The sequence below is a fragment of the Pseudomonas sp. GW822-FHT02G04 genome, from assembly GCF_058802085.1.
On the sequence record NZ_JBXANU010000022.1, the window covers coordinates 1 to 20,559 of the forward strand.

Below are 20,559 nucleotides of genomic sequence, written 5' to 3' on the forward strand. Positions count from 1 at the left end.
CCCCCCCCCCCCCCCCCCCCCCCCCCCCCCCCCCCCCCCCCCCCCCCCCCCCCCCCCCCCCCCCCCCCCGCTCCTACCTTTCTTGTGATCTCTTTAAGTCTGCGCCTCAAATCCCCCAGACACTTCTGGCATAACACTTGCTCTTGCCTTGCCGTGCGACTGTGAAAACCCGAATAGTGACGGATTATTGGCATGGCGAAGAGCGAAGCAGTAGTAAAAGACCCCGCAACCAAAGGCAAAATCAAGCTGATCATTGTGATCGTCGTGGCTCTGCTGCTGGCGATCGGCTTGTCCGTGGGGGCGACCTGGTTCTTCATGCACAGCGCCCAGAGCAAGCCTGCCGCCGCGGCTGAAACCGCTGTGGTCGGCAAGCAGCCGGCGATCTTCGAGCCAATGGCTCCGGCCTTCGTGGCCAACTACACCCAGAACGGCCGTCAGCGCTACATGCAGGTGAGCATCACCATGCAGGGACGTAATCAGGCTGATCTGGAGGCGCTCAAAGTCCACATGCCAGTGATCCGCAATAACCTGGTCATGCTGTTTTCCGGTCAGGATTTCGCCACGCTGGCGACCCCGGTCGGCCAGGAGATGTTGCGTCAGAAAGCCACGGCCAGTGTTCAGGAAGTGGCGCAGAAAGAGCTGGGCAAAGTGGTGATCGAACAGTTGCTTTTCACTAATTTCGTACTGCAGTAGGAACACGACATGGCCGTGCAGGACCTGCTGTCCCAGGATGAGATCGATGCGCTGTTGCATGGCGTAGACGATGGTCTGGTACAGACCGATAACGCTGCCGAACCCGGCAGTGTCAAAAGCTACGACCTGACCAGCCAGGATCGCATCGTCCGTGGACGCATGCCGACGCTGGAAATGATCAACGAGCGTTTCGCCCGCTACACCCGCATCAGCATGTTCAACATGCTGCGCCGCTCGGCGGACGTTGCCGTCGGTGGCGTGCAGGTGATGAAGTTCGGCGAATACGTGCACTCGCTGTACGTGCCGACCAGCCTCAACCTGGTCAAGATCAAACCGCTGCGCGGCACCGCGCTGTTCATCCTCGACGCCAAACTGGTGTTCAAGCTGGTGGACAACTTCTTCGGCGGCGACGGCCGTCACGCGAAGATCGAAGGGCGTGAATTCACCCCCACCGAACTGCGTGTGGTGCGCATGGTGCTGGAGCAGGCTTTCGTCGATTTGAAGGAAGCCTGGCAGGCGATCATGGAAGTGAACTTCGAGTACATCAACTCGGAAGTGAACCCGGCCATGGCCAACATCGTCGGCCCGAGCGAAGCCATTGTGGTGTCGACGTTCCACATCGAACTCGATGGCGGTGGCGGCGACCTGCACGTGACCATGCCGTACTCGATGATCGAGCCGGTGCGCGAGATGCTCGATGCCGGCTTCCAGTCGGATCTCGACGATCAGGACGAGCGCTGGATCAACGCCTTGCGCCAGGACGTGCTGGACGTCGACGTACCGATCGGTGCCACCGTTGCCCGCCGCCAGCTGCGCCTTCGCGACATCCTGCACATGCAGCCCGGGGACGTGATCCCGGTCGAGATGCCGGAAGAAATGATCATGCGCGCCAACGGCGTGCCGGCCTTCAAGGTCAAGATGGGCTCGCACAAAGGCAACCTCGCGTTGCAGGTGATCGAGCCGATCGAGCGCCGCTGACCGGCGCTCTTACCCCTACGCATTTAACTGAATTGTTGCCCGCCGAGGACAAATGATGAACGACGATATGAACGCCCAGGACGACCAGGCACTGGCCGACGAATGGGCTGCGGCCCTGGAAGAAACCGGTGACGCCGGGCAGGCCGACATTGATGCGCTGCTGGCGGCCGATGCCGGTACGTCGGGCTCCAACCGCCTGCCAATGGAAGAGTTCGGCAGCGTGCCGAAGAACAACGATCCAGTGACGCTGGATGGTCCGAACCTGGACGTGATCCTCGATATCCCGGTGTCGATTTCCATGGAAGTCGGCAGCACCGACATCAACATCCGCAACCTGCTGCAACTCAACCAGGGCTCGGTGATCGAACTCGATCGTCTGGCTGGCGAGCCGCTGGACGTGCTGGTCAACGGCACGCTCATCGCCCACGGCGAAGTGGTCGTGGTCAACGAAAAGTTCGGCATCCGCCTGACCGACGTGATCAGTCCAAGCGAACGCATCAAGAAGCTGCGCTGAGTGAACAAGGTTCTTGCGGTTCTGTTGGCCTTGCCATCCAGCGTGCTGGCAGCGGAGTCGGTGACGACTGCTGCGACAACGGCCGCCGCACCAGCTGTCAGCAGCGGTGTGGCCGGGCAGTTGACGCAATTGGTGTTCGGCTTGCTGCTGGTGCTGGGGTTGATCTTCTTCCTCGCCTGGCTGCTGCGCCGGGTCCAGCAGGCCGGGCCGGCCGGCAAGGGGCAGGTGATCGAGTTGATCGGTTCCCGAGCCCTCGGCCCCCGTGACCGTTTGATGCTGGTACAGGTCGGCAACGAGCAGATTCTGCTCGGTCTGAGCCCCGGCACCATCACCGCGTTGCACGTGCTCAAGGAGCCGGTACAAGTGCCGAGCGCAACCGAGAAAGCGACTCCGGAGTTTGCTCAGCGTCTGTTGGAGATGCTCGGCAAGGATCAGAAGGATAAGAAGTAATGGGTGCGTTACGCATCGTCTTGACGCTGGCCCTGATGCTGGCTGCGCCACTGGCGTTCGCCGCCGATCCGTTGTCGATCCCGGCGATCACCCTGGGCACCAATGCCAATGGCGCTCAGGAATACTCGGTCAGCCTGCAAATCCTGCTGATCATGACTGCGCTGAGTTTCATCCCGGCGTTTGTCATGCTGATGACCAGTTTCACCCGGATCATCATCGTTTTCTCGATCCTGCGTCAGGCCCTGGGCTTGCAGCAGACACCGTCGAACCAGATCCTCACCGGCATGGCGCTGTTCCTCACCATGTTCATCATGGCGCCGGTGTTCGATCGGGTGAATCAGGATGCCTTGCAGCCGTATCTGGCGGAGAAACTCACCGCTCAGGATGCTGTCGCCAAGGCTCAGGTGCCGATCAAGGACTTCATGCTGGCCCAGACTCGCAGCAGCGATCTGGAGCTGTTCATGCGTCTGTCCAAGCGCACTGATATTGCTACGCCGGATCAGGCGCCGCTGACGATTCTGGTGCCGGCGTTCGTGACCTCGGAACTGAAAACCGCGTTCCAGATCGGCTTCATGATCTTCATTCCGTTCCTGATCATCGATCTGGTGGTGGCCAGTGTGCTGATGGCGATGGGTATGATGATGCTCTCGCCACTGATCATTTCCCTGCCGTTCAAAATCATGTTGTTCGTGCTGGTGGATGGCTGGGCGTTGATCATCGGCACGTTGGCCAGCAGCTTCGGCGGTGTTTCACCATGACGCCCGAAGTTGCCGTAGACATCTTTCGAGAAGCGCTGTGGCTGACCACTATGATGGTCGCCGTGCTGGTGATCCCGAGCTTGCTGGTGGGGCTGTTGGTGGCGATGTTCCAGGCGGCCACGCAGATCAACGAACAGACCCTGAGCTTTCTGCCGCGCCTGCTGGTGATGCTGGTGACGCTGATTGTTGCCGGTCCGTGGATGGTGCAGACCTTCATGGAATACATTCTGCAGCTGTACCACAGCATTCCTCAGGTCATCGGTTAAGCCATGTCGCTGCTGCAGCTGACCGATACTCAGATCAGCACCTGGGTGGCGACGTTCATGTTGCCGCTGTTTCGCATCGGCTCGTTGCTGATGGTCATGCCGATTTTCGGTACGACGCTGGTGCCAAAACGCGTGCGTTTGTACTTCGCGCTGGCGATTACTGTGGTCATTGCACCGGGGCTGCCGCCCATGCCCGCCGTCAACGCGCTGGACTTGAGTGCACTGCTGCTGATTGCCGAGCAGATCATCATCGGTGCGGTTCTCGGTTTCTCCTTGCAGTTGTTCTTCCAGGCGTTCGTGGTTGCCGGGCAAATTGTCGCGATCCAGATGGGCATGGGCTTCGCTTCGATGGTCGACCCTACGAACGGCGTGTCGGTGGCGGTGATCGGGCAATTTTTCACCATGCTGGTGACGCTGTTGTTCCTGTCGATGAACGGTCACTTGGTGGTGTTCGAAGTCCTCACCGAAAGCTTCACCACGCTGCCGGTCGGTGGCGGGTTGATGGTCAATCATTTCTGGGAGCTGGCCGGCAAGCTTGGCTGGGTGCTCGGTGCGGCGCTGTTGCTGGTGTTGCCGGCGATCACCGCGTTGCTGGTGGTCAACATTGCGTTTGGTGTGATGACCCGGGCGGCACCGCAGTTGAACATCTTCTCGATTGGCTTCCCGCTGACCCTGGTGCTCGGCTTGTTCATCGTCTGGGTCGGCCTGGCGGACATTCTCAATCAGTATCAACCGCTGGCCGCCGAGGCCTTGCAGTTGTTACGCGAACTGGCACGGGCGCGCTGAGTCATGGCTGAGAGCGAAAGCGGTCAGGACAAAACAGAAGACCCCACGGAGAAACGCAAAAAGGACTCCCGTGAGAAGGGCGAGATTGCGCGTTCCAAAGAGCTCAATACCCTGGCAGTGATGCTCGCCGGTGCCGGTGCTTTGCTGATTTTCGGTGGTGCCCTGGCCCAGGATTTGATGGAGCTGATGCGCATGAACTTCTCGCTCTCGCGAGAGGTGATTCTGGACCAGCGCTACATGGCGACTTATCTGCTGCACTCGGGGCAGATCGCCCTGTTCGCGATTCAGCCGGTGATGATCACCTTGCTGCTGGCCGCGCTGATCGGCCCGATTTCCCTGGGCGGCTGGCTGTTCGCGGCCGGCTCCATGGCACCCAAGTTCAGTCGCATGAATCCCGCCGCAGGTCTGAAACGAATGTTCTCGGCCAAGGCGCTGGTGGAGTTGCTCAAGGCCCTGGCGAAGTTTTTCATCGTGTTGTTCGTGGCGTTGGCGGTCTTGTCGTCGGACATCGACGATCTGCTGCGCATCGCCCATGAACCATTGGACATGGCGATCATTCATAGCCTGCAAGTGGTCGGCTGGAGCACCTTGTGGATGGCTTGCGGGTTGATCATTATCGCGGCGGTCGACGTGCCGGTGCAGCTCTGGGAAAGCCACAATAAGCTGCTGATGACCAAGCAGGAAGTGCGTGACGAGCACAAGGATCAGGAGGGGCGGCCGGAGGTCAAGCAACGCATTCGCCAGCTGCAGCGCGAGATGTCGCAGCGGCGAATGATGGCCGCGATCCCCGACGCCGACGTGGTCATCACCAACCCGACCCACTACGCCGTAGCGCTCAAGTACGATCCGGAGAAGGGCGGGGCGCCGATGCTGATCGCCAAGGGCAGCGACTTCCTCGCCTTGAAGATCCGCGAAATCGCCGTGGCCAACCAGGTGCAGTTGCTCGAATCGCCCGCCCTGGCGCGTTCGATCTACTATTCCACGGAACTGGATCAGGAAATTCCTGGCGGGCTGTATCTGGCGGTGGCTCAGGTTCTGGCTTACGTCTACCAGATCCGCCAGTACCGCGCGGGCAAAGGCAAGCGTCCGGATCCGCTTAAGGATGATTTGCCGATTCCGCCGGATCTACGGCGCGATTCCTGATCTGATTTACGGATCTGAAATCAAAAGATCGCAGCCTCCGACAGCTCCTACGGGCGCTGATGCCGCCTATTGGCTTTTTCGGTACCGGGCTCTTTCGCGATACTGTTTTCCTGTTTCTTCCGGTCGTCTTGTTGCTTCGGCGCAACCAGATCGAAACCTTTGGCATCGTTGAATGACTTGACCGCTTTCTTGGTCATGATCGCTGCTCCGGCGTTTGGTATTACCAACGCTGATGACCACCATCCAATACCCATAAGGCCGTTTTGGCTACTATCAGAACTTACGGCTGTGCAGGTCTCTGGACGAATGGCAGGGGCGGTGAGCTTGAGCGATCCTCTGATCCACCCTATTCGTAGCAGCTGCCGAGCATGCGAGGCTGCGTTCGGCTGCGCAGCAGTCGTAAACCTTTGCGAGGACTGCGTCCTCGAACGCAGCCTCGCAGGCTCGGCAGCTGCTACCCGGCTCAACAAATCTCTCTATTTCCCTCCTTGGCAAAAGTTGGAAGGCTTCTTGCAGTAGCCGCCCTGCGCCTGCTTCAGGCGTCAAAAGTTTGCTTTAAAGGAACGGGGAAAACCGGTGGATCGCTCTCAGTTAATCAACAGTGCCCGCACAAACGTCGCCGACCTCAGTCGGGGCAATCTGGGCGTGCCGCTGTTGCTGCTGGTCATGCTGGCCATGATGATGTTGCCGGTGCCGCCGTTCCTGCTGGACGTGTTTTTCACCTTCAACATTGCCTTGTCCATCGTCGTGTTGCTGGTCTGCGTGTACGCCTTGCGGCCGCTGGATTTTGCGGTGTTCCCGACCATTCTGCTGGTGGCGACGTTGCTGCGACTGGCGCTGAACGTGGCCTCCACGCGGGTGGTGATGCTCCACGGTCAGGACGGCCATGCCGCCGCCGGTAAGGTGATCCAGGCCTTCGGTGAAGTGGTGATCGGCGGTAACTACGTGGTCGGTATCGTGGTCTTCGCGATTTTGATGATCATCAACTTCGTCGTGGTAACCAAGGGCGCCGGGCGGATTTCCGAGGTGAGCGCGCGTTTCACCCTCGACGCGATGCCCGGTAAGCAGATGGCGATCGACGCCGACTTGAACGCCGGCCTGATCGATCAGAACCAGGCGAAACTGCGCCGGATGGAAGTCGCCCAGGAGGCCGAGTTCTACGGTTCCATGGACGGTGCCAGCAAGTTCGTGCGCGGTGACGCCATCGCCGGTTTGCTGATTCTGTTCATCAACCTGATCGGCGGCATGGCGGTGGGTATTTTCCAGCACGGCATGAGCTTTGGTGATGCCGGCAAGGTTTATGCGCTGTTGACCATCGGTGACGGTTTGGTGGCGCAATTGCCATCACTGCTGTTGTCGACCGCCGCCGCGATCATGGTGACCCGTGCTTCCGGCTCGGAGGACATGGGCAAGCAAATCAATCGTCAGATGTTCGCCTCGCCGAAAGCCTTGGCGGTGGCCGCAGGCTTGATGGCGGTGATGGGCCTGGTGCCCGGCATGCCGCACGTCTCCTTTCTGTCCATGGCAGCCCTGGCGGCCGGTGGCGCTTACCTGTTCTGGAAGAAGCAGAACGCGGTCAAGGTCCAGGCCCTGCAAGAGGTCAAGCGTCAGCAGGAATTGCTGCCGTCGCCGGCCCGGGCTCAGGAAACCAAGGAGCTTGGCTGGGATGACGTGACACCGATCGACATGATCGGCCTGGAAGTCGGCTACCGCCTGATTCCGCTGGTGGATCGCAACCAGGGAGGTCAGTTGCTGGCACGGATCAAGGGGGTGCGTAAAAAACTCTCCCAGGACCTGGGCTTCCTGATGCCGACTGTGCATATCCGTGACAACCTCGACCTGGCGCCTAGCGCCTATCGCCTGACCCTGATGGGCGTGATCCTGGCCGAAGCGGAGATTTACCCGGAGCGCGAACTGGCGATCAACCCGGGGCAGGTCTACGGCACGCTCAACGGCATCACCGCCAAAGATCCGGCTTTTGGCCTGGAAGCGGTGTGGATCGAAATCAGCCAGCGTGCCCAGGCGCAATCCCTCGGTTACACCGTGGTCGATGCCAGTACAGTAGTGGCGACCCACTTGAACCAGATTCTGTACAAGCACTCCAGCGAGCTGATCGGCCACGAAGAAGTCCAGCAACTCATGCAATTGCTGGCCAAAAGCTCACCGAAGCTGGCCGAAGAGCTGGTGCCGGGAGTGCTTTCGTTGTCGCAGCTGCTCAAAGTCTTGCAGTCGTTGCTGGCCGAACAGGTGCCAGTACGGGACATTCGCAGCATCGCCGAAGCCATCGCGAACAACGCCGCCAAGAGTCAAGATACCGCCGCTTTGGTGGCCGCGGTGCGCGTCGGCGTATCCCGTGCAATCGTGCAAAGCATTGTAGGCACTGAGTCGGAGCTGCCTGTGATCACCTTGGAACCAAGGTTGGAACAAATATTGCTCAATAGTCTTCAGAAGGCAGGACAAGGCTCGGAAGAGGGCGTTCTGCTGGAGCCAAGCATGGCGGAAAAACTGCAACGCTCGTTGATCGATGCGGCGCAGCGTCAGGAAATGCAAGGTCAGCCGGTGATTCTGCTGGTGGCCGGTCCGGTTCGCGCGATGCTCTCGCGGTTCGGTCGGCTGGCAGTGCCGGGTTTGCATGTGTTGGCTTACCAGGAAATTCCTGACAACAAGCAAGTGACCATCGTTGCGACAGTAGGGCCCAACGGCTGAGGTAGTGGTTTATGCAAGTTAAGCGTTTTTTCGCCGCCGATATGCGTCAGGCCATGAAACTGGTTCGTGATGAGCTGGGCGCTGATGCCGCCATCATTGGCAATCGCCGGATCGCCGGCGGTGTCGAGCTGACGGCTGCCCTGGATTACAAATTGTCGGCGCTGGCCCCGCGTGTTCCGAACATGGAACTTGAGGATGAGCTGCGCAAGACCCAGTCGCGGATCGTCACCGCCCAGGCTGAACTGAGCCTGCGCGGCGATGGCGAGAGCGACAAGACCACCAATCGCCAGTTGTTCGCCGGCCTGCCGTTGACTGCCGCCGAACCGCTGATCGAACCGGCGCTGGCCGAACCTCGGCGTCCGGCTCCCGCGCCTGCTGCGGCGACCGGTGTCGACCCGCGTGCGTTCGACTCGATGCGTTTCGAGCTCAACAGCCTGCGTGAACTGATGGAAGTGCAGCTGGGTTCGCTGGCCTGGAATCAGCTGCAAGGCAGCCGTCCGGCCCAGGCCAACCTCTGGCGTCGCCTGCAACGCATCGGCTTGTCCGGCCCGTTGTCGCGCGATCTGCTGGCACTGATTACCGACATTGAAGAGCCTCGTCAGGCCTGGCGCATGTTGCTCGCGCACCTGGCGCGGATGATCGCCACCCCGGAAGTCGAGCCACTGGAAGAGGGCGGCGTGATAGCCATGGTCGGCCCGGCCGGCATGGGCAAGACCACCACGCTGGCCAAGCTCGCGGCCCGTTACGTGCTCAAGTACGGCGCGCAGAATATCGCGCTGGTGAGCATGGACAGCTACCGCATCGGTGCTCAGGAGCAGCTCAAGACGCTGGGCCGGATCCTCAACGTGTCGGTGACCCATGTCGACCCGGGTCAATCCCTGGTGCAGGCGCTGGAGCCGCTGCTGCGCAAACGCGTGGTGCTGATCGATACCGCCGGCCTGCAGGCCAGCGACCCGGCACTGCGCATGCAGCTCGAAAGTCTGGCCGGGCGCGGCATCAAATCAAAAAATTATCTGGTTCTGGCAACCACCAGCCAAAAACAGGTTCTAACCGCCGCTTATCACAGTTACAAACGCTGCGGCCTCGCCGGCTGCATCCTGACTAAACTGGATGAAACGGCAAGTCTGGGTGAGGTGTTGAGCCTGGCGATCAGTCATGAGTTGCCGGTGGCTTACCTGACCGATGGTCCGCGGATTCCGGATGATTTACATCTGCCACGTCGTCATCAGTTGGTCAGTCGCGCCGTTAGCGTGCAAATGCAGGAAGAACCCAGCGAAGAAGCCATGGCTGACATGTTCGCTGATATTTACCACAGCCCGACCAAGCAGGTTGGCTGAGGTGTTAATGAACAGTTTTTGTACCTACATCGATGGTCTGCCATGCATTGTTCCGATGGTGAACGCGCAGCCAGTAATGTGGCCTCCGTCTAAGTAAGACAAGGTAAAGAAATAACATGGGCAGCATGCATCCCGTACAGGTGATCGCGGTGACCGGCGGCAAAGGTGGCGTCGGGAAGACTAACGTGTCAGTGAACTTGTCCCTGGCTCTAGCTGAGCTCGGCCGGCGCGTCATGCTGCTGGATGCCGATCTGGGGCTGGCGAACGTCGACGTTCTGTTGGGACTGACACCCAAACGCACGCTGGCCGACGTGATCGAAGGCCGCTGTGAGCTGCGCGACGTGCTGTTGCAAGGGCCTGGCGGTATCCGCATCGTCCCGGCCGCCTCCGGCACCCAGAGCATGGTTCATTTGAGCCCGGCCCAGCATGCCGGCCTGATCCAGGCGTTCAGTGACATCGGCGACAACCTCGACGTATTGGTGATCGACACCGCTGCGGGCATTGGTGACTCGGTAGTCAGCTTCGTGCGCGCCGCGCAGGAAGTCTTGCTGGTGGTGTGTGACGAGCCGACCTCGATCACCGACGCCTACGCGCTGATCAAACTGCTTAACCGCGACTACGGCATGAACCGCTTCCGCGTCCTGGCCAACATGGCGCAGAGCCCGCAGGAGGGCCGCAACCTGTTCGCCAAGTTGACCAAGGTCACGGATCGCTTCCTCGACGTCGCCTTACAATACGTCGGTGCGGTGCCTTACGACGAAAGCGTGCGTAAGGCCGTGCAGAAGCAACGCGCGGTGTATGAAGCCTTTCCGCGTTCCAAGTGCGCCCTAGCGTTCAAGGCCATTGCGCAGAAAGTCGATACCTGGCCGCTGCCGGCCAACCCGCGTGGGCACCTGGAGTTTTTCGTCGAGCGCCTCGTGCAACAAACGGCAGGACCCGTGCTATGACAGCCAGCGGTTACAACCTCTACAAGAAGTCGGCACGTGACGCGCAGTACGAGCTGATCGAGCGTTACGCGCCACTGGTCAAACGCATTGCCTACCACTTGCTGGCGCGTCTGCCGGCCAGTGTCCAGGTCGAAGACCTGATCCAGGCCGGGATGATCGGCCTGCTTGAAGTATCAACCAAATACGACGCCAGCAAAGGCGCGAGTTTCGAGACGTACGCGGGCATTCGAATCCGCGGCGCGATGCTCGATGAAGTGCGCAAGGGGGACTGGGCGCCACGTTCGGTCCACCGCAATACCCGCATGGTCAGCGACGCGATTCGCTCGATTGAAGCTAAAACCGGCCGTGACGCTAAAGATCACGAAGTTGCGGCCGAACTCCAATTGAGTCTCGACGATTATTACGGGATTTTGAACGACACCCTGGGCAGCCGGTTATTCAGTTTCGACGATCTGTTGCAGGACGGCGAACACGAAGGGCTGCATGAGGATGGCGCGAGTGCTCATCTCGAGCCGTCACGCGATCTGGAAGATGAACGCTTCCAGGCGGCGCTGGCGGACGCGATTGCCAATTTGCCGGAGCGTGAGCGACTGGTGTTGGCGCTGTACTACGACGAAGAGTTGAATCTCAAGGAAATCGGTGAGGTCCTGGGGGTCAGTGAATCTCGGGTCAGCCAGTTACACAGCCAGTGCGCGGCCCGTTTGCGGGGGCGTTTGGGGGAGTGGCGAGCGCGCTGAAGGCAGTGTGGGGACACTGCGAATGGAGCTGGTGTGGTGTTGAACCGTACCGGTCTCGATCTGTTGTGCTCCAGACCGTCATTGAGTGCTTTGCCGGATTGATTGAAATGGCGCGTCCAGGTGCTGGGCGCGTTTAAGACTGCTTGGAGGTCGAATTGGACAAGAACATGAAAATCCTCATCGTTGATGACTTCTCAACGATGCGGCGGATCATAAAAAACCTGTTGCGTGACCTTGGGTTCACCAACACCGCCGAAGCCGATGACGGGCTGACCGGGTTGCCGATGCTGCAAAGCGGTAACTTCGATTTTCTGGTTACCGACTGGAACATGCCCGGTATGACCGGCATCGACCTGCTTCGTGCGGTGCGCGCTGATGAAAGGCTCAAGCACCTGCCGGTGCTGATGGTGACCGCCGAAGCCAAGCGCGAGCAAATCATCGAAGCGGCCCAGGCCGGTGTTAACGGCTATGTGGTCAAACCCTTCACAGCCCAGGCGTTGAAAGAAAAAATCGAGAAGATTTTCGAACGCATCGGCTGATGTACTGCGCACGGGGGAGCTATGGAGCATAACGAATCTTCACAGGGCGATTTCGAGTCGACCCTGAAAAAACACGCGGTCGAACTGGTCGACAGCCTTGAAAAAGGCAAGTTTGGCGACGCTGTGCAACTGATCCATGAGCTCAACCAGACCCGTGACCGCGGCCTGTATCAGGAAGTGGGCAAGCTCACCCGCGAGCTGCATAGCGCGATCGTCAATTTCCAGATTGACCCGCACATGCCGCAAGCCGAGGAAGTGTCTCAGATCACGGATGCCACCGAGCGCCTGTCCTATGTGGTCAAGCTGACCGAGGCCGCGGCCAACCGCACCATGGACCTGGTGGAAAACGCCACGCCGCTGATCAACAGCCTGAGCGATGAAGCCCAGGCGCTGAGCACGGATTGGGGACGGTTCATGCGTCGCGAAGTCGGGGCTGAAGAGTTCCGCGAACTGGCCCGGCGGGTCGATGGTTTCCTGACACGCAGCTGTGAGGACAACCGCGTCGTGTCGAGCAACCTCAACGACATACTGCTGGCCCAGGATTACCAGGACCTCACCGGTCAGGTGATCAAGCGTGTGACCCAATTGGTCACCGAAGTTGAAAGCAACCTGCTCAAGCTTGTACTCATGGCCAGTCACGTAGACCGCTTCGCGGGTATCGAACATGACCGTGAAGCGATGCTGGCTGAAAAAGATCCACAAAAACATCTCTCTCAGGGTGAAGGTCCGCAGATTCATGCCGATAAAAGAGAAGACGTTGTGTCCGGTCAGGACGATGTGGACGATTTGCTATCCAGTCTTGGATTTTAGTTTTTTGGGTTTTTAGACCTGTAGGAGCACCCCCTTAATGAGCTTCGGCGCCGATGAAGAGATCCTTCAGGATTTCCTGGTTGAGGCCGGCGAGATTCTAGAGCAACTGTCCGAGCAGCTGGTCGAGCTGGAAAGCCGACCTGATGATGCGGACTTGCTCAATGCAATTTTTCGCGGTTTTCACACTGTAAAAGGGGGCGCCGGCTTCCTCCAGCTCAACGAGCTGGTGGAGTGCTGTCACATCGCCGAGAACGTGTTCGACATCCTGCGCAAGGGGGAGCGTCGCGTCGACTCGGAACTGATGGACGTGGTTCTCGAAGCGCTGGACGCGGTGAACAGCATGTTCAGCGAAGTCCGCGAACGCAGCCCGATCACGGCTGCCACGCCTGAGTTACTCGCGGCGCTGGCCCGTCTGGCCGAGCCGCAAATGGAAGCCGCACCGGCACCGGTCGCTGAAGTGGTTGAAGCTCCGGTCGCCGAAAGCGAATCGGGCGACATTACCGATAACGAATTCGAACAACTGCTGGACTCGCTGAACGCCGTCAAGGCCCAGGCCGAGGCGCCCGTAGCCGCTGCGCAGCCTGTTTCGCAGCCTGCCGCCGATGCAGCAGCCAGTGACGAAATCACCGATGCCGAGTTCGAGTCGTTGCTCGATCAATTGCACGGCAAAGGTCAGTTCGCCGCCGATGCGGTGGCCGCAGCGCCCGCCGCACCGGCTGCTCCGAAAGCCGCCGGCGACAGCTCCGACATCACCGACGACGAGTTCGAAGCACTGCTCGACCAGCTGCACGGCAAAGGCAACTTTGCGGTCGATGCCCTGGAATCGGCAATCGCTTCGGCGCCAGCCCCGGCTGTGCCAACCGCCGCTGCGGCCGGTAGCGATCTGATCTCCGATCACGAATTCGAATCGCTGCTCGACGAATTGCACGGCAAGGGCAAGTTCACTGAAGTGGGCACTGCTTCGGCTGTTGCTGCAGTGTCGGCTCCAGTCGCCAAGGCTGTGGCGCCGGCACCTGTTGCCAAAGCGCCCGAGCCAAAAGCCGAAACACCCAAGCCTGCTGCTGCCGCGGCACCGGCTGCTGCTCGTGCCCCGGCCGCGCCGCCACCGGAAAAACCGACCAGCGAAGCCGAGACCACCGTGCGGGTCGACACCGCGCGTCTCGATGAAATCATGAACATGGTCGGCGAGCTGGTACTGGTGCGTAACCGCTTGGTCCGTCTGGGCCTCAACAGCGGCGACGAAGCCATGTCCAAAGCCGTGTCGAACCTCGACGTGGTCACGGCCGACCTGCAAACCGCGGTCATGAAGACCCGGATGCAGCCGATCAAGAAAGTCTTCGGTCGCTTCCCGCGTCTGGTTCGCGACCTGGCTCGCCAGCTCAAGAAAGAGATCAACCTGGAACTGGTCGGCGAAGAAACCGACCTCGACAAGAACCTCGTCGAGGCCCTGGCCGACCCGTTGGTCCACTTGGTGCGCAACTCGGTCGACCACGGTATCGAAGAGCCGACCGATCGCGAAGCGATGGGCAAGCCTCGCAGCGGCAAAGTGATCCTGTCCGCAGAACAGGAAGGCGACCACATCCTGCTGTCCATCTCTGATGACGGCAAGGGCATGGACGCTGATGTTTTGCGCAGCATCGCCGTGAAGAAAGGCCTGATGGACAAGGATGCAGCGGACCGTCTCAGCGAGTCCGATTGCTTCAACCTGATCTTCGCGCCGGGCTTCTCGACCAAGACCGAGATCTCCGACGTGTCCGGTCGTGGCGTGGGCATGGACGTGGTGAAAACCAAGATCGCCCAGCTCAACGGCACCATCAATATCTACTCGACCAAGGGCAAAGGCTCGAAGATCGTCATCAAGGTCCCGTTGACCCTGGCGATCATGCCGACGCTGATGGTCATGCTCGGCAACCAGGCGTTCGCGTTCCCGCTGGTGAACGTCAACGAGATCTTCCACCTCGACCTGTCGCGCACCAACGTGGTGGACGGCCAGGAAGTGGTGATCGTGCGGGACAAGGCGCTGCCCTTGTTCTACCTCAAGCGCTGGCTGGTCAGCTCCGCCGCTCACGAAGAGCAGCGCGAGGGCCATGTGGTGATCCTTTCGGTGGGCACTCAACGGATCGGCTTCGTCGTCGATCAGTTGGTGGGCCAGGAAGAAGTGGTCATCAAGCCATTGGGCAAAATGCTCCAGGGAACCCCGGGCATGTCCGGCGCCACCATCACCGGTGACGGCCGCATTGCTCTGATTCTCGATGTTCCGAGCATGCTCAAGCGTTACGCCGCGCGGCGTATTTGATTCTGGGGGAGCGGGGCGCCAGAGCCTCGCCCCGTCTAACGGAGTGTTTATGGCAGTCAAAGTCCTGGTGGTGGACGATTCGGGGTTTTTCCGCCGCCGCGTCTCGGAAATTCTTGCAGCGGATTCAAATATCCAGGTCGTCGGTACGGCGACCAACGGAAAAGAGGCGATCGATCAGGCCCTGGCCCTCAAGCCAGACGTGATCACCATGGACTACGAGATGCCGATGATGGATGGCATCACGGCGGTGCGGCACATCATGCAGCGCTGCCCGACCCCGGTGTTGATGTTCTCCTCGCTGACCCACGAAGGCGCCAGGGTCACCCTCGATGCGCTGGACGCCGGCGCGGTGGACTTCCTGCCGAAGAATTTCGAAGACATCTCCCGTAACCCGGAGAAGGTCAAGCAACTGCTGTGCGAGAAGATTCTCAGTATCTCGCGCAGTAACCGTCGTGTCAGTGCCTACACCCCTCCGGCTCCGGTAGTTGCGCCAGCCCCGACGCCTGCGCCTTCGAGCGTCGGCAGCTACGGCAGCAGCGCGCCTGCGCGTCCGGCACCGGCACCGATTGCGGCTCGCACCCATGCCGCGGCCCCGTCGTCTCCTGCGCCGAAACGCAAAGCCTACAAATTGGTCGCCATCGGTACCTCCACCGGCGGCCCGGTTGCGCTGCAACGGGTTCTGACCCAGTTGCCGGCCAACTTCCCGGCACCCATCGTGTTGATCCAGCACATGCCGGCAGCCTTCACCAAGGCCTTCGCCGAGCGCCTGGACAAGCTGTGCCGCATCAGTGTCAAGGAAGCCGAGGATGGCGACATCCTGCGTCCGGGCCTGGCGCTGCTGGCACCGGGTGGCAAACAGATGATGATCGACGGCCGTGGTGCGGTGAAAATCCTGCCGGGCGATGAGCGTCTGAACTACAAGCCATGCGTGGACATCACCTTCGGTTCGGCGGCCAAGTCCTATGGCGACAAAGTTCTGGCGGTGGTACTGACCGGCATGGGCGCCGACGGTCGCGAAGGCGCGCGTCTGCTCAAACAGGGCGGCAGTGCGATATGGGCTCAGGATGAAGCCAGCTGCGTGATCTACGGCATGCCGATGGCCATCGTCAAAGCCGAACTCGCGGACGCGGTGTACAGCCTCGATGACATCGGCCGGCACTTGGTCGAGGCTTGCATCTGATGGATGTGCTCAGCCTTATCGGGATCATCATGGCGTTCGTCGCCATCATCGGCGGCAACTACCTTGAAGGCGGTCACCTCGGCGCGCTGGCCAACGGCCCGGCGGCGTTGATCGTACTCGGTGGCACCATCGGTGCCGCGCTGCTGCAATCGCCGATGAGTGCCTTCAAGCGCGCCATCCAGATTCTTGCCTGGATTCTGTTTCCGCCTCGCGTGGACCTGGCCGGCGGCATTGATCGCGTGGTGAACTGGAGCCTGACCGCCCGCAAGGAAGGTTTGCTCGGGCTGGAAGGGGTGGCCGACGCCGAACCCGACAGCTACTCGCGCAAAGGCCTGCAACTGCTGGTCGACGGCGCCGAGCCGGAAGCGATTCGCAGCATTCTGGAAGTGGATTTCTACACCCAGGAAAGCCGCGACATCGAAGCCGCCAAAGTCTTTGAAAGCATGGGCGGCTATGCGCCGACCATCGGTATCATCGGTGCGGTGATGGGCCTGATCCACGTGATGGGCAACCTGGGCGATCCATCGCAACTGGGCAGCGGCATTGCCGTCGCCTTCGTCGCCACCATCTACGGCGTGGCCAGTGCCAACCTGGTGCTGTTGCCGATTGCCGCCAAGCTCAAGTCCATTGCGTTACGGCAGTCGCGCTATCGCGAAATGTTGCTGGAAGGGATCCTGTCGATCGCCGAAGGTGAAAACCCTCGCTCTATTGAGTTGAAGCTTCAGGGCTTCATGGATTGATGGGGGAAATGGATCATGGCTCGTCGCAGGCAGCATGAAGAACACGTAAACCATGAACGTTGGCTCGTTTCCTACGCCGACTTCATTACCTTGCTGTTCGCGTTCTTCGTGGTGATGTACTCGATCTCGTCGATCAACGAAGGCAAGTACAAAATCATCTCCGAGGCGTTGATCGGGGTGTTTACCGACTCTGACCGCGCCCTCAAACCGATCCCCATCGGTGAAGAGCGACCGAAGACCGTGACCCCGGCCAAGCCGCTGGTCAAGGACAGTGAACAGATCGACGCCGGCATCGCCCAGGCCGCCAAAGATCCGCTCAAAAGCATCGCCGATGACATCAGCGCGGCGTTCGGCGACTTGATCAGTTCCAATCAGATGACCGTGCGCGGCAACGAGTTGTGGGTCGAGATCGAACTCAATTCCAGCCTGTTGTTCGGCAGCGGCGACGCGATGCCCAGCGACATCGCCTTCAACATCATCGACAAGGTCGCCGCGATCCTCCGGCCGTTCGACAACCCGATCCACGTCGAAGGTTTCACCGACGATCAACCGATCCGTACCGCGCAATACCCGACCAACTGGGAACTGTCCTCGGCCCGTTCGGCGAGTATCGTGCGCATGCTGGCGATGCAGGGCGTGAACCCCGGTCGCCTGGCGTCGGTGGGGTACGGCGAGTTCCAGCCAGTGGCCAACAACGCCACCGTCGAAGGCCGCGCGCGCAACCGTCGGGTGGTGCTGGTGGTGTCACGCAATCTCGACGTACGCCGCAGTCTCACCGGTACCGGAACGGCCCATGCACAACCGGATGCCGCATTGAAGCGGGCTGGCACACAAACTGCACCGACCCCGGTCAAGTCGCCGGGACGCGAGAGTGCCGTCAATTCTCCGTCACCCGCATTAATACGTTGAGCTATTTCTCGGTTGGCCTTTTCGACCGGGAGGAACAATCCGAATGAGAGTCTGGGCAGTCGCCAATCAAAAGGGTGGTGTCGGTAAAACCACTTCCTCCATCGCTTTAGCCGGTTTGCTGGCTGAGGCGGGCAAGCGCGTGGTTGTGGTCGATCTCGACCCCCACGGCTCCATGACCAGTTACTTCGGTTACGACCCCGACAGCCTGGAACACAGCAGCTACGACCTGTTTCTGCACAAGGGCAGCGTGCCGCAAGGCTTGCCCGGTCAGTTGCTGATGCCCACCAGTGACGAACGCATTTCCCTGTTGCCATCGAGCACCGCGCTGGCAACCCTTGAGCGCCAGTCGCCGGGCCAGAGTGGTTTGGGCCTGGTAATCGCCAAGAGCCTGGCGCAATTGTGGCAGGACTTCGATTACGCCGTGATCGACAGCCCGCCGTTGCTCGGCGTGCTGATGGTCAATGCCTTGGCGGCCAGCCAGCAGTTGGTGATTCCGGTGCAGACCGAGCACCTGGCGGTCAAAGGCCTGGAACGCATGGTCAACACCTTGGCGATGATCAACCGCTCGCGCAAACTGGCGCTGCCGTTCAACATCGTACCGACCCTGTTCGACCGCCGCACCCAGGCTTCTCTCGGCACCCTGCGTGTGCTGCGCGACAAGTACCCGGAAGAAATCTGGCAAGGCTACATACCGATCGACACCCGCTTGCGTGACGCGAGCCGGGCAGGGCTGACGCCTTCGCAATTCGATGGCAAGAGTCGTGGTGTTCTCGCATACCGCGCACTGCTCAAGCACCTGCTAGCGCAGCAACTCGTTCCGCAGGTGGCTTGAGATGAGCCTAGCCCTTGTAGGAGCGAGGCTTGCCCGCGAAATAGGCGCCGCAGTCTTAGCAGTTAAATCGCGTTATCGTTTTTCGCGGGCAAGCCTCGCTCCTACGGGGGAGCGCTCATGAATCGGCCGGTGAAGATCACTTCGCGTCCGCAATTGGCCCTTCAGTCCTATCTGGACGGATTGCTGCAGGACGCGACTGAAGAGTTGTTGCCAGAAGTCGAAGCACTGCCCGAGGTTGTCGAGGCTGAAGCTGCCCTGGACGAGTTCCAGGCGGCGGTGCTCGAAGAGCAGGCTCGCGATGCGCAGAAGCCGGCAGTGGTCGCGGCCCCCGTTGTTGCGCCAGTGGCGAAGGCACCGGTGGCCGTGATCGAAGCGCCGGCACCGATTCTGGCGCCCGTGTCGACAATTGCGCCGTTGCTGCAAGCGTTGGTGCCGCCAGTGGTGGAAGTTCATCTGCCGCCGAGCAACACGCCGCCTCCGGTGGAAAACGACGATCGCCCGGCCTGGGCGGCCGAGCCGTTCGAATGCCTGTTGTTCGACGTCGCCGGGTTGACCCTGGCGGTGCCGCTGGTGTGCCTGGGCTCGATTTATTCCCTGGCCGGTCACGAGCTGACACCGTTGTTCGGTCAGCCGGAATGGTTCCTCGGGATCCTGCCGAGCCAGGCCGGCAACCTGAAAGTGCTGGATACCGCACGCTGGGTCATGCCGGACCGCTACCGCGATGATTTCCGCCAGGGCTTGCAATACGTTATTTCGGTTCAGGGCTATGAGTGGGGGCTGGCGGTGCATCAGGTCAGCCGTTCGTTGCGCCTGGACCCGAATGAAATCAAATGGAGAAGTCACCGGGGGCAGCGACCATGGCTCGCCGGCACGGTGATTGAACACATGTGCGCCTTGCTCGATGTTGCCGCACTGGCCGAATTGATCGCCAGCGGCGGGGCGAAGCACATGGGCGGCAGTAAGCCGAACCACAAACCGACATAAAAAACACGCATCGGCATTCAAGTGCCGGTGCACTGAATACACACCGCTAGGGCGGTTTTTCGAGGGGTCTGGGTATGAATGACAAGGCGACGGCGGCAAAAGGTTCCGAAGATCCGATCCTGCAATGGGTCACCTTCAAGCTGGACAATGAAACCTACGGCATCAACGTGATGCGCGTTCAGGAAGTCCTGCGCTACACCGAAATCGCTCCGGTGCCGGGTGCCCCGAGCTACGTGCTGGGCATCATCAACCTGCGCGGCAATGTGGTCACCGTGATCGACACCCGCCAGCGTTTCGGTCTGGGCACGGTCGACGTCAGCGACAACACCCGCATCGTCATCATCGAAGCCGACAAGCAAGTGGTCGGGATCATGGTCGACAGCGTGGCTGAAGTGGTTTATCTGCGTCAGTCGGAAATCGAGACCGCACCGAACGTCGGTAACGAAGAGTCCGCCAAGTTCATTCAAGGCGTGTGCAACAAGAACAATGAACTGCTGATCCTGGTCGAGCTGGACAAGATGATGAGCGAAGAAGAATGGTCGGAACTGGAGAGTATCTGATTGATTCTTGAGGTGGCTGTGATTGTCCTGTTCCTCTTGTGGGCAGGCACGCTGGCGATGTTCCTGGCGTACATCCGCGCTCAAAGGCAGATCGCCGCACAACAGGCCCAGGGTGATGCGTTGCGCGATCAGCGCATCAAGGACCTGGCCAAGCGCGTCGACGACTACCAGAACGGCAACGTGCGCATGGGTGAAGACCTGCACGAACTGCGCGCGGTGGTCGGGCCATTGCCGGACAAACTGACGCAGTTGGAGCAACGTGATCCGTCGAGCCTTTCATTCGCCCAGGCTGCGCGTCTGGTGGGGATGGGGGCCAGCGTCGATGAGCTGACTCAGTCTTGCGGCTTGACCCAGGCTGAGGCGGAGTTGATGAGCAAGTTGCACAGGAACTGAG

Annotated in this window: 23 protein-coding genes; 22 read left to right on the plus strand and 1 reads right to left on the minus strand. The window is 60.4% G+C overall.

Annotated elements, in window-relative coordinates; translation table 11 throughout:
* Window positions 1-192 precede the first annotated feature (192 nt).
* From fliL to flhB, 8 genes are read left to right on the plus strand one after another with little or no spacing between them, the layout of a single operon-like run.
* Window positions 193-693, plus strand: coding sequence for a flagellar basal body-associated protein FliL (fliL, locus tag AC1RO5_RS23075; RefSeq protein WP_007938638.1), 501 nt, complete (start codon window positions 193-195; stop codon window positions 691-693).
* 9 nt (window positions 694-702) lie between these two features.
* Window positions 703-1,671, plus strand: a complete 969-nt coding sequence (fliM, locus tag AC1RO5_RS23080) for a flagellar motor switch protein FliM (protein ID WP_007938639.1) — start codon at window positions 703-705, stop codon at window positions 1,669-1,671.
* A gap of 55 nt (window positions 1,672-1,726) precedes the next feature.
* Window positions 1,727-2,185, plus strand: coding sequence for a flagellar motor switch protein FliN (gene fliN / locus AC1RO5_RS23085; protein ID WP_007938642.1), 459 nt, complete (start codon window positions 1,727-1,729; stop codon window positions 2,183-2,185).
* Window positions 2,186-2,635, plus strand: coding sequence for a flagellar biosynthetic protein FliO (gene fliO / locus AC1RO5_RS23090; RefSeq protein WP_493177860.1), 450 nt, complete (start codon window positions 2,186-2,188; stop codon window positions 2,633-2,635).
* Window positions 2,635-3,393, plus strand: coding sequence for a flagellar type III secretion system pore protein FliP (fliP, locus tag AC1RO5_RS23095; protein ID WP_007938646.1), 759 nt, complete (start codon window positions 2,635-2,637; stop codon window positions 3,391-3,393). The genes fliO and fliP overlap by 1 nt, the downstream gene beginning before the upstream one ends.
* Window positions 3,390-3,659 carry a flagellar biosynthesis protein FliQ gene (gene fliQ / locus AC1RO5_RS23100; protein WP_258696949.1) on the plus strand — a complete coding sequence of 90 codons (270 nt, stop codon included), beginning with the start codon at window positions 3,390-3,392 and terminating at the stop codon, window positions 3,657-3,659. The genes fliP and fliQ overlap by 4 nt, the downstream gene beginning before the upstream one ends.
* Window positions 3,660-3,662: 3 nt before the next feature.
* The gene (gene fliR / locus AC1RO5_RS23105) at window positions 3,663-4,445 is read left to right on the plus strand and encodes a flagellar biosynthetic protein FliR (protein ID WP_253420129.1); all 783 of its coding nucleotides are present in this window, start codon (window positions 3,663-3,665) and stop codon (window positions 4,443-4,445) included.
* A gap of 3 nt (window positions 4,446-4,448) precedes the next feature.
* Complete coding sequence (gene flhB / locus AC1RO5_RS23110) at window positions 4,449-5,588, plus strand: flagellar biosynthesis protein FlhB (RefSeq protein WP_493177862.1); 1,140 nt, start codon at window positions 4,449-4,451, stop codon at window positions 5,586-5,588.
* 47 nt (window positions 5,589-5,635) lie between these two features.
* On the opposite strand, the gene AC1RO5_RS23115 is transcribed toward flhB, so the two are convergent.
* The gene (locus AC1RO5_RS23115; protein ID WP_493177863.1) at window positions 5,636-5,785 is read right to left on the minus strand and encodes a hypothetical protein; all 150 of its coding nucleotides are present in this window, start codon (window positions 5,783-5,785) and stop codon (window positions 5,636-5,638) included.
* A gap of 379 nt (window positions 5,786-6,164) precedes the next feature.
* On the opposite strand from AC1RO5_RS23115, the gene flhA reads away from it, so the two are divergent.
* The 14 genes from flhA (at window position 6,165) to AC1RO5_RS23185 (ending at window position 20,558) form a co-directional block, all read left to right on the plus strand.
* On the plus strand, window positions 6,165-8,294 hold the full coding sequence (gene flhA / locus AC1RO5_RS23120; protein WP_493177864.1) for a flagellar biosynthesis protein FlhA: 2,130 nt from the start codon (window positions 6,165-6,167) through the stop codon (window positions 8,292-8,294).
* Window positions 8,295-8,305: 11 nt separating this feature from the next.
* Window positions 8,306-9,631: a flagellar biosynthesis GTPase FlhF gene (gene flhF / locus AC1RO5_RS23125; RefSeq protein ID WP_018925058.1), complete on the plus strand. Its 1,326-nt coding sequence runs from the start codon at window positions 8,306-8,308 to the stop codon at window positions 9,629-9,631.
* A 116-nt stretch (window positions 9,632-9,747) separates the two neighbouring features.
* Entirely contained in the window at window positions 9,748-10,578 is an 831-nt protein-coding gene (fleN, locus tag AC1RO5_RS23130) for a flagellar synthesis regulator FleN (protein ID WP_003222917.1), read from the plus strand.
* On the plus strand, window positions 10,575-11,315 hold the full coding sequence (gene fliA / locus AC1RO5_RS23135; protein WP_007894214.1) for an RNA polymerase sigma factor FliA: 741 nt from the start codon (window positions 10,575-10,577) through the stop codon (window positions 11,313-11,315). Before fleN ends, fliA begins: the two co-directional genes overlap by 4 nt.
* Window positions 11,316-11,482: 167 nt before the next feature.
* Complete coding sequence (locus tag AC1RO5_RS23140) at window positions 11,483-11,854, plus strand: chemotaxis response regulator CheY (RefSeq protein WP_167331167.1); 372 nt, start codon at window positions 11,483-11,485, stop codon at window positions 11,852-11,854.
* 21 nt (window positions 11,855-11,875) lie between these two features.
* Complete coding sequence (locus AC1RO5_RS23145; protein ID WP_413696229.1) at window positions 11,876-12,664, plus strand: protein phosphatase CheZ; 789 nt, start codon at window positions 11,876-11,878, stop codon at window positions 12,662-12,664.
* A gap of 37 nt (window positions 12,665-12,701) precedes the next feature.
* Complete coding sequence (locus AC1RO5_RS23150; RefSeq protein ID WP_493177865.1) at window positions 12,702-14,960, plus strand: chemotaxis protein CheA; 2,259 nt, start codon at window positions 12,702-12,704, stop codon at window positions 14,958-14,960.
* 49 nt (window positions 14,961-15,009) lie between these two features.
* Window positions 15,010-16,140 carry a protein-glutamate methylesterase/protein-glutamine glutaminase gene (locus tag AC1RO5_RS23155; protein ID WP_493177866.1) on the plus strand — a complete coding sequence of 377 codons (1,131 nt, stop codon included), beginning with the start codon at window positions 15,010-15,012 and terminating at the stop codon, window positions 16,138-16,140.
* Window positions 16,140-16,880, plus strand: a complete 741-nt coding sequence (locus AC1RO5_RS23160; protein WP_018925064.1) for a flagellar motor protein — start codon at window positions 16,140-16,142, stop codon at window positions 16,878-16,880. Before AC1RO5_RS23155 ends, AC1RO5_RS23160 begins: the two co-directional genes overlap by 1 nt.
* Before the next feature lie 15 nt (window positions 16,881-16,895).
* Window positions 16,896-17,789: a flagellar motor protein MotD gene (gene motD, locus AC1RO5_RS23165; RefSeq protein WP_493177867.1), complete on the plus strand. Its 894-nt coding sequence runs from the start codon at window positions 16,896-16,898 to the stop codon at window positions 17,787-17,789.
* A 43-nt stretch (window positions 17,790-17,832) separates the two neighbouring features.
* A complete protein-coding gene (locus AC1RO5_RS23170) occupies window positions 17,833-18,621 on the plus strand; it encodes a ParA family protein (RefSeq protein ID WP_007938661.1) in 789 nt (262 codons plus the stop codon).
* Between the two features lie 117 nt (window positions 18,622-18,738).
* Complete coding sequence (locus AC1RO5_RS23175; RefSeq protein WP_493177868.1) at window positions 18,739-19,605, plus strand: CheW domain-containing protein; 867 nt, start codon at window positions 18,739-18,741, stop codon at window positions 19,603-19,605.
* Between the two features lie 74 nt (window positions 19,606-19,679).
* The gene (locus AC1RO5_RS23180; RefSeq protein WP_007938663.1) at window positions 19,680-20,165 is read left to right on the plus strand and encodes a chemotaxis protein CheW; all 486 of its coding nucleotides are present in this window, start codon (window positions 19,680-19,682) and stop codon (window positions 20,163-20,165) included.
* Window positions 20,166-20,558 (plus strand): DUF2802 domain-containing protein, encoded by a 393-nt coding sequence (locus AC1RO5_RS23185; RefSeq protein WP_493177869.1) that lies wholly within the window; start codon window positions 20,166-20,168, stop codon window positions 20,556-20,558.
* The last annotated feature ends 1 nt before the right edge of the window (window position 20,559 follow it).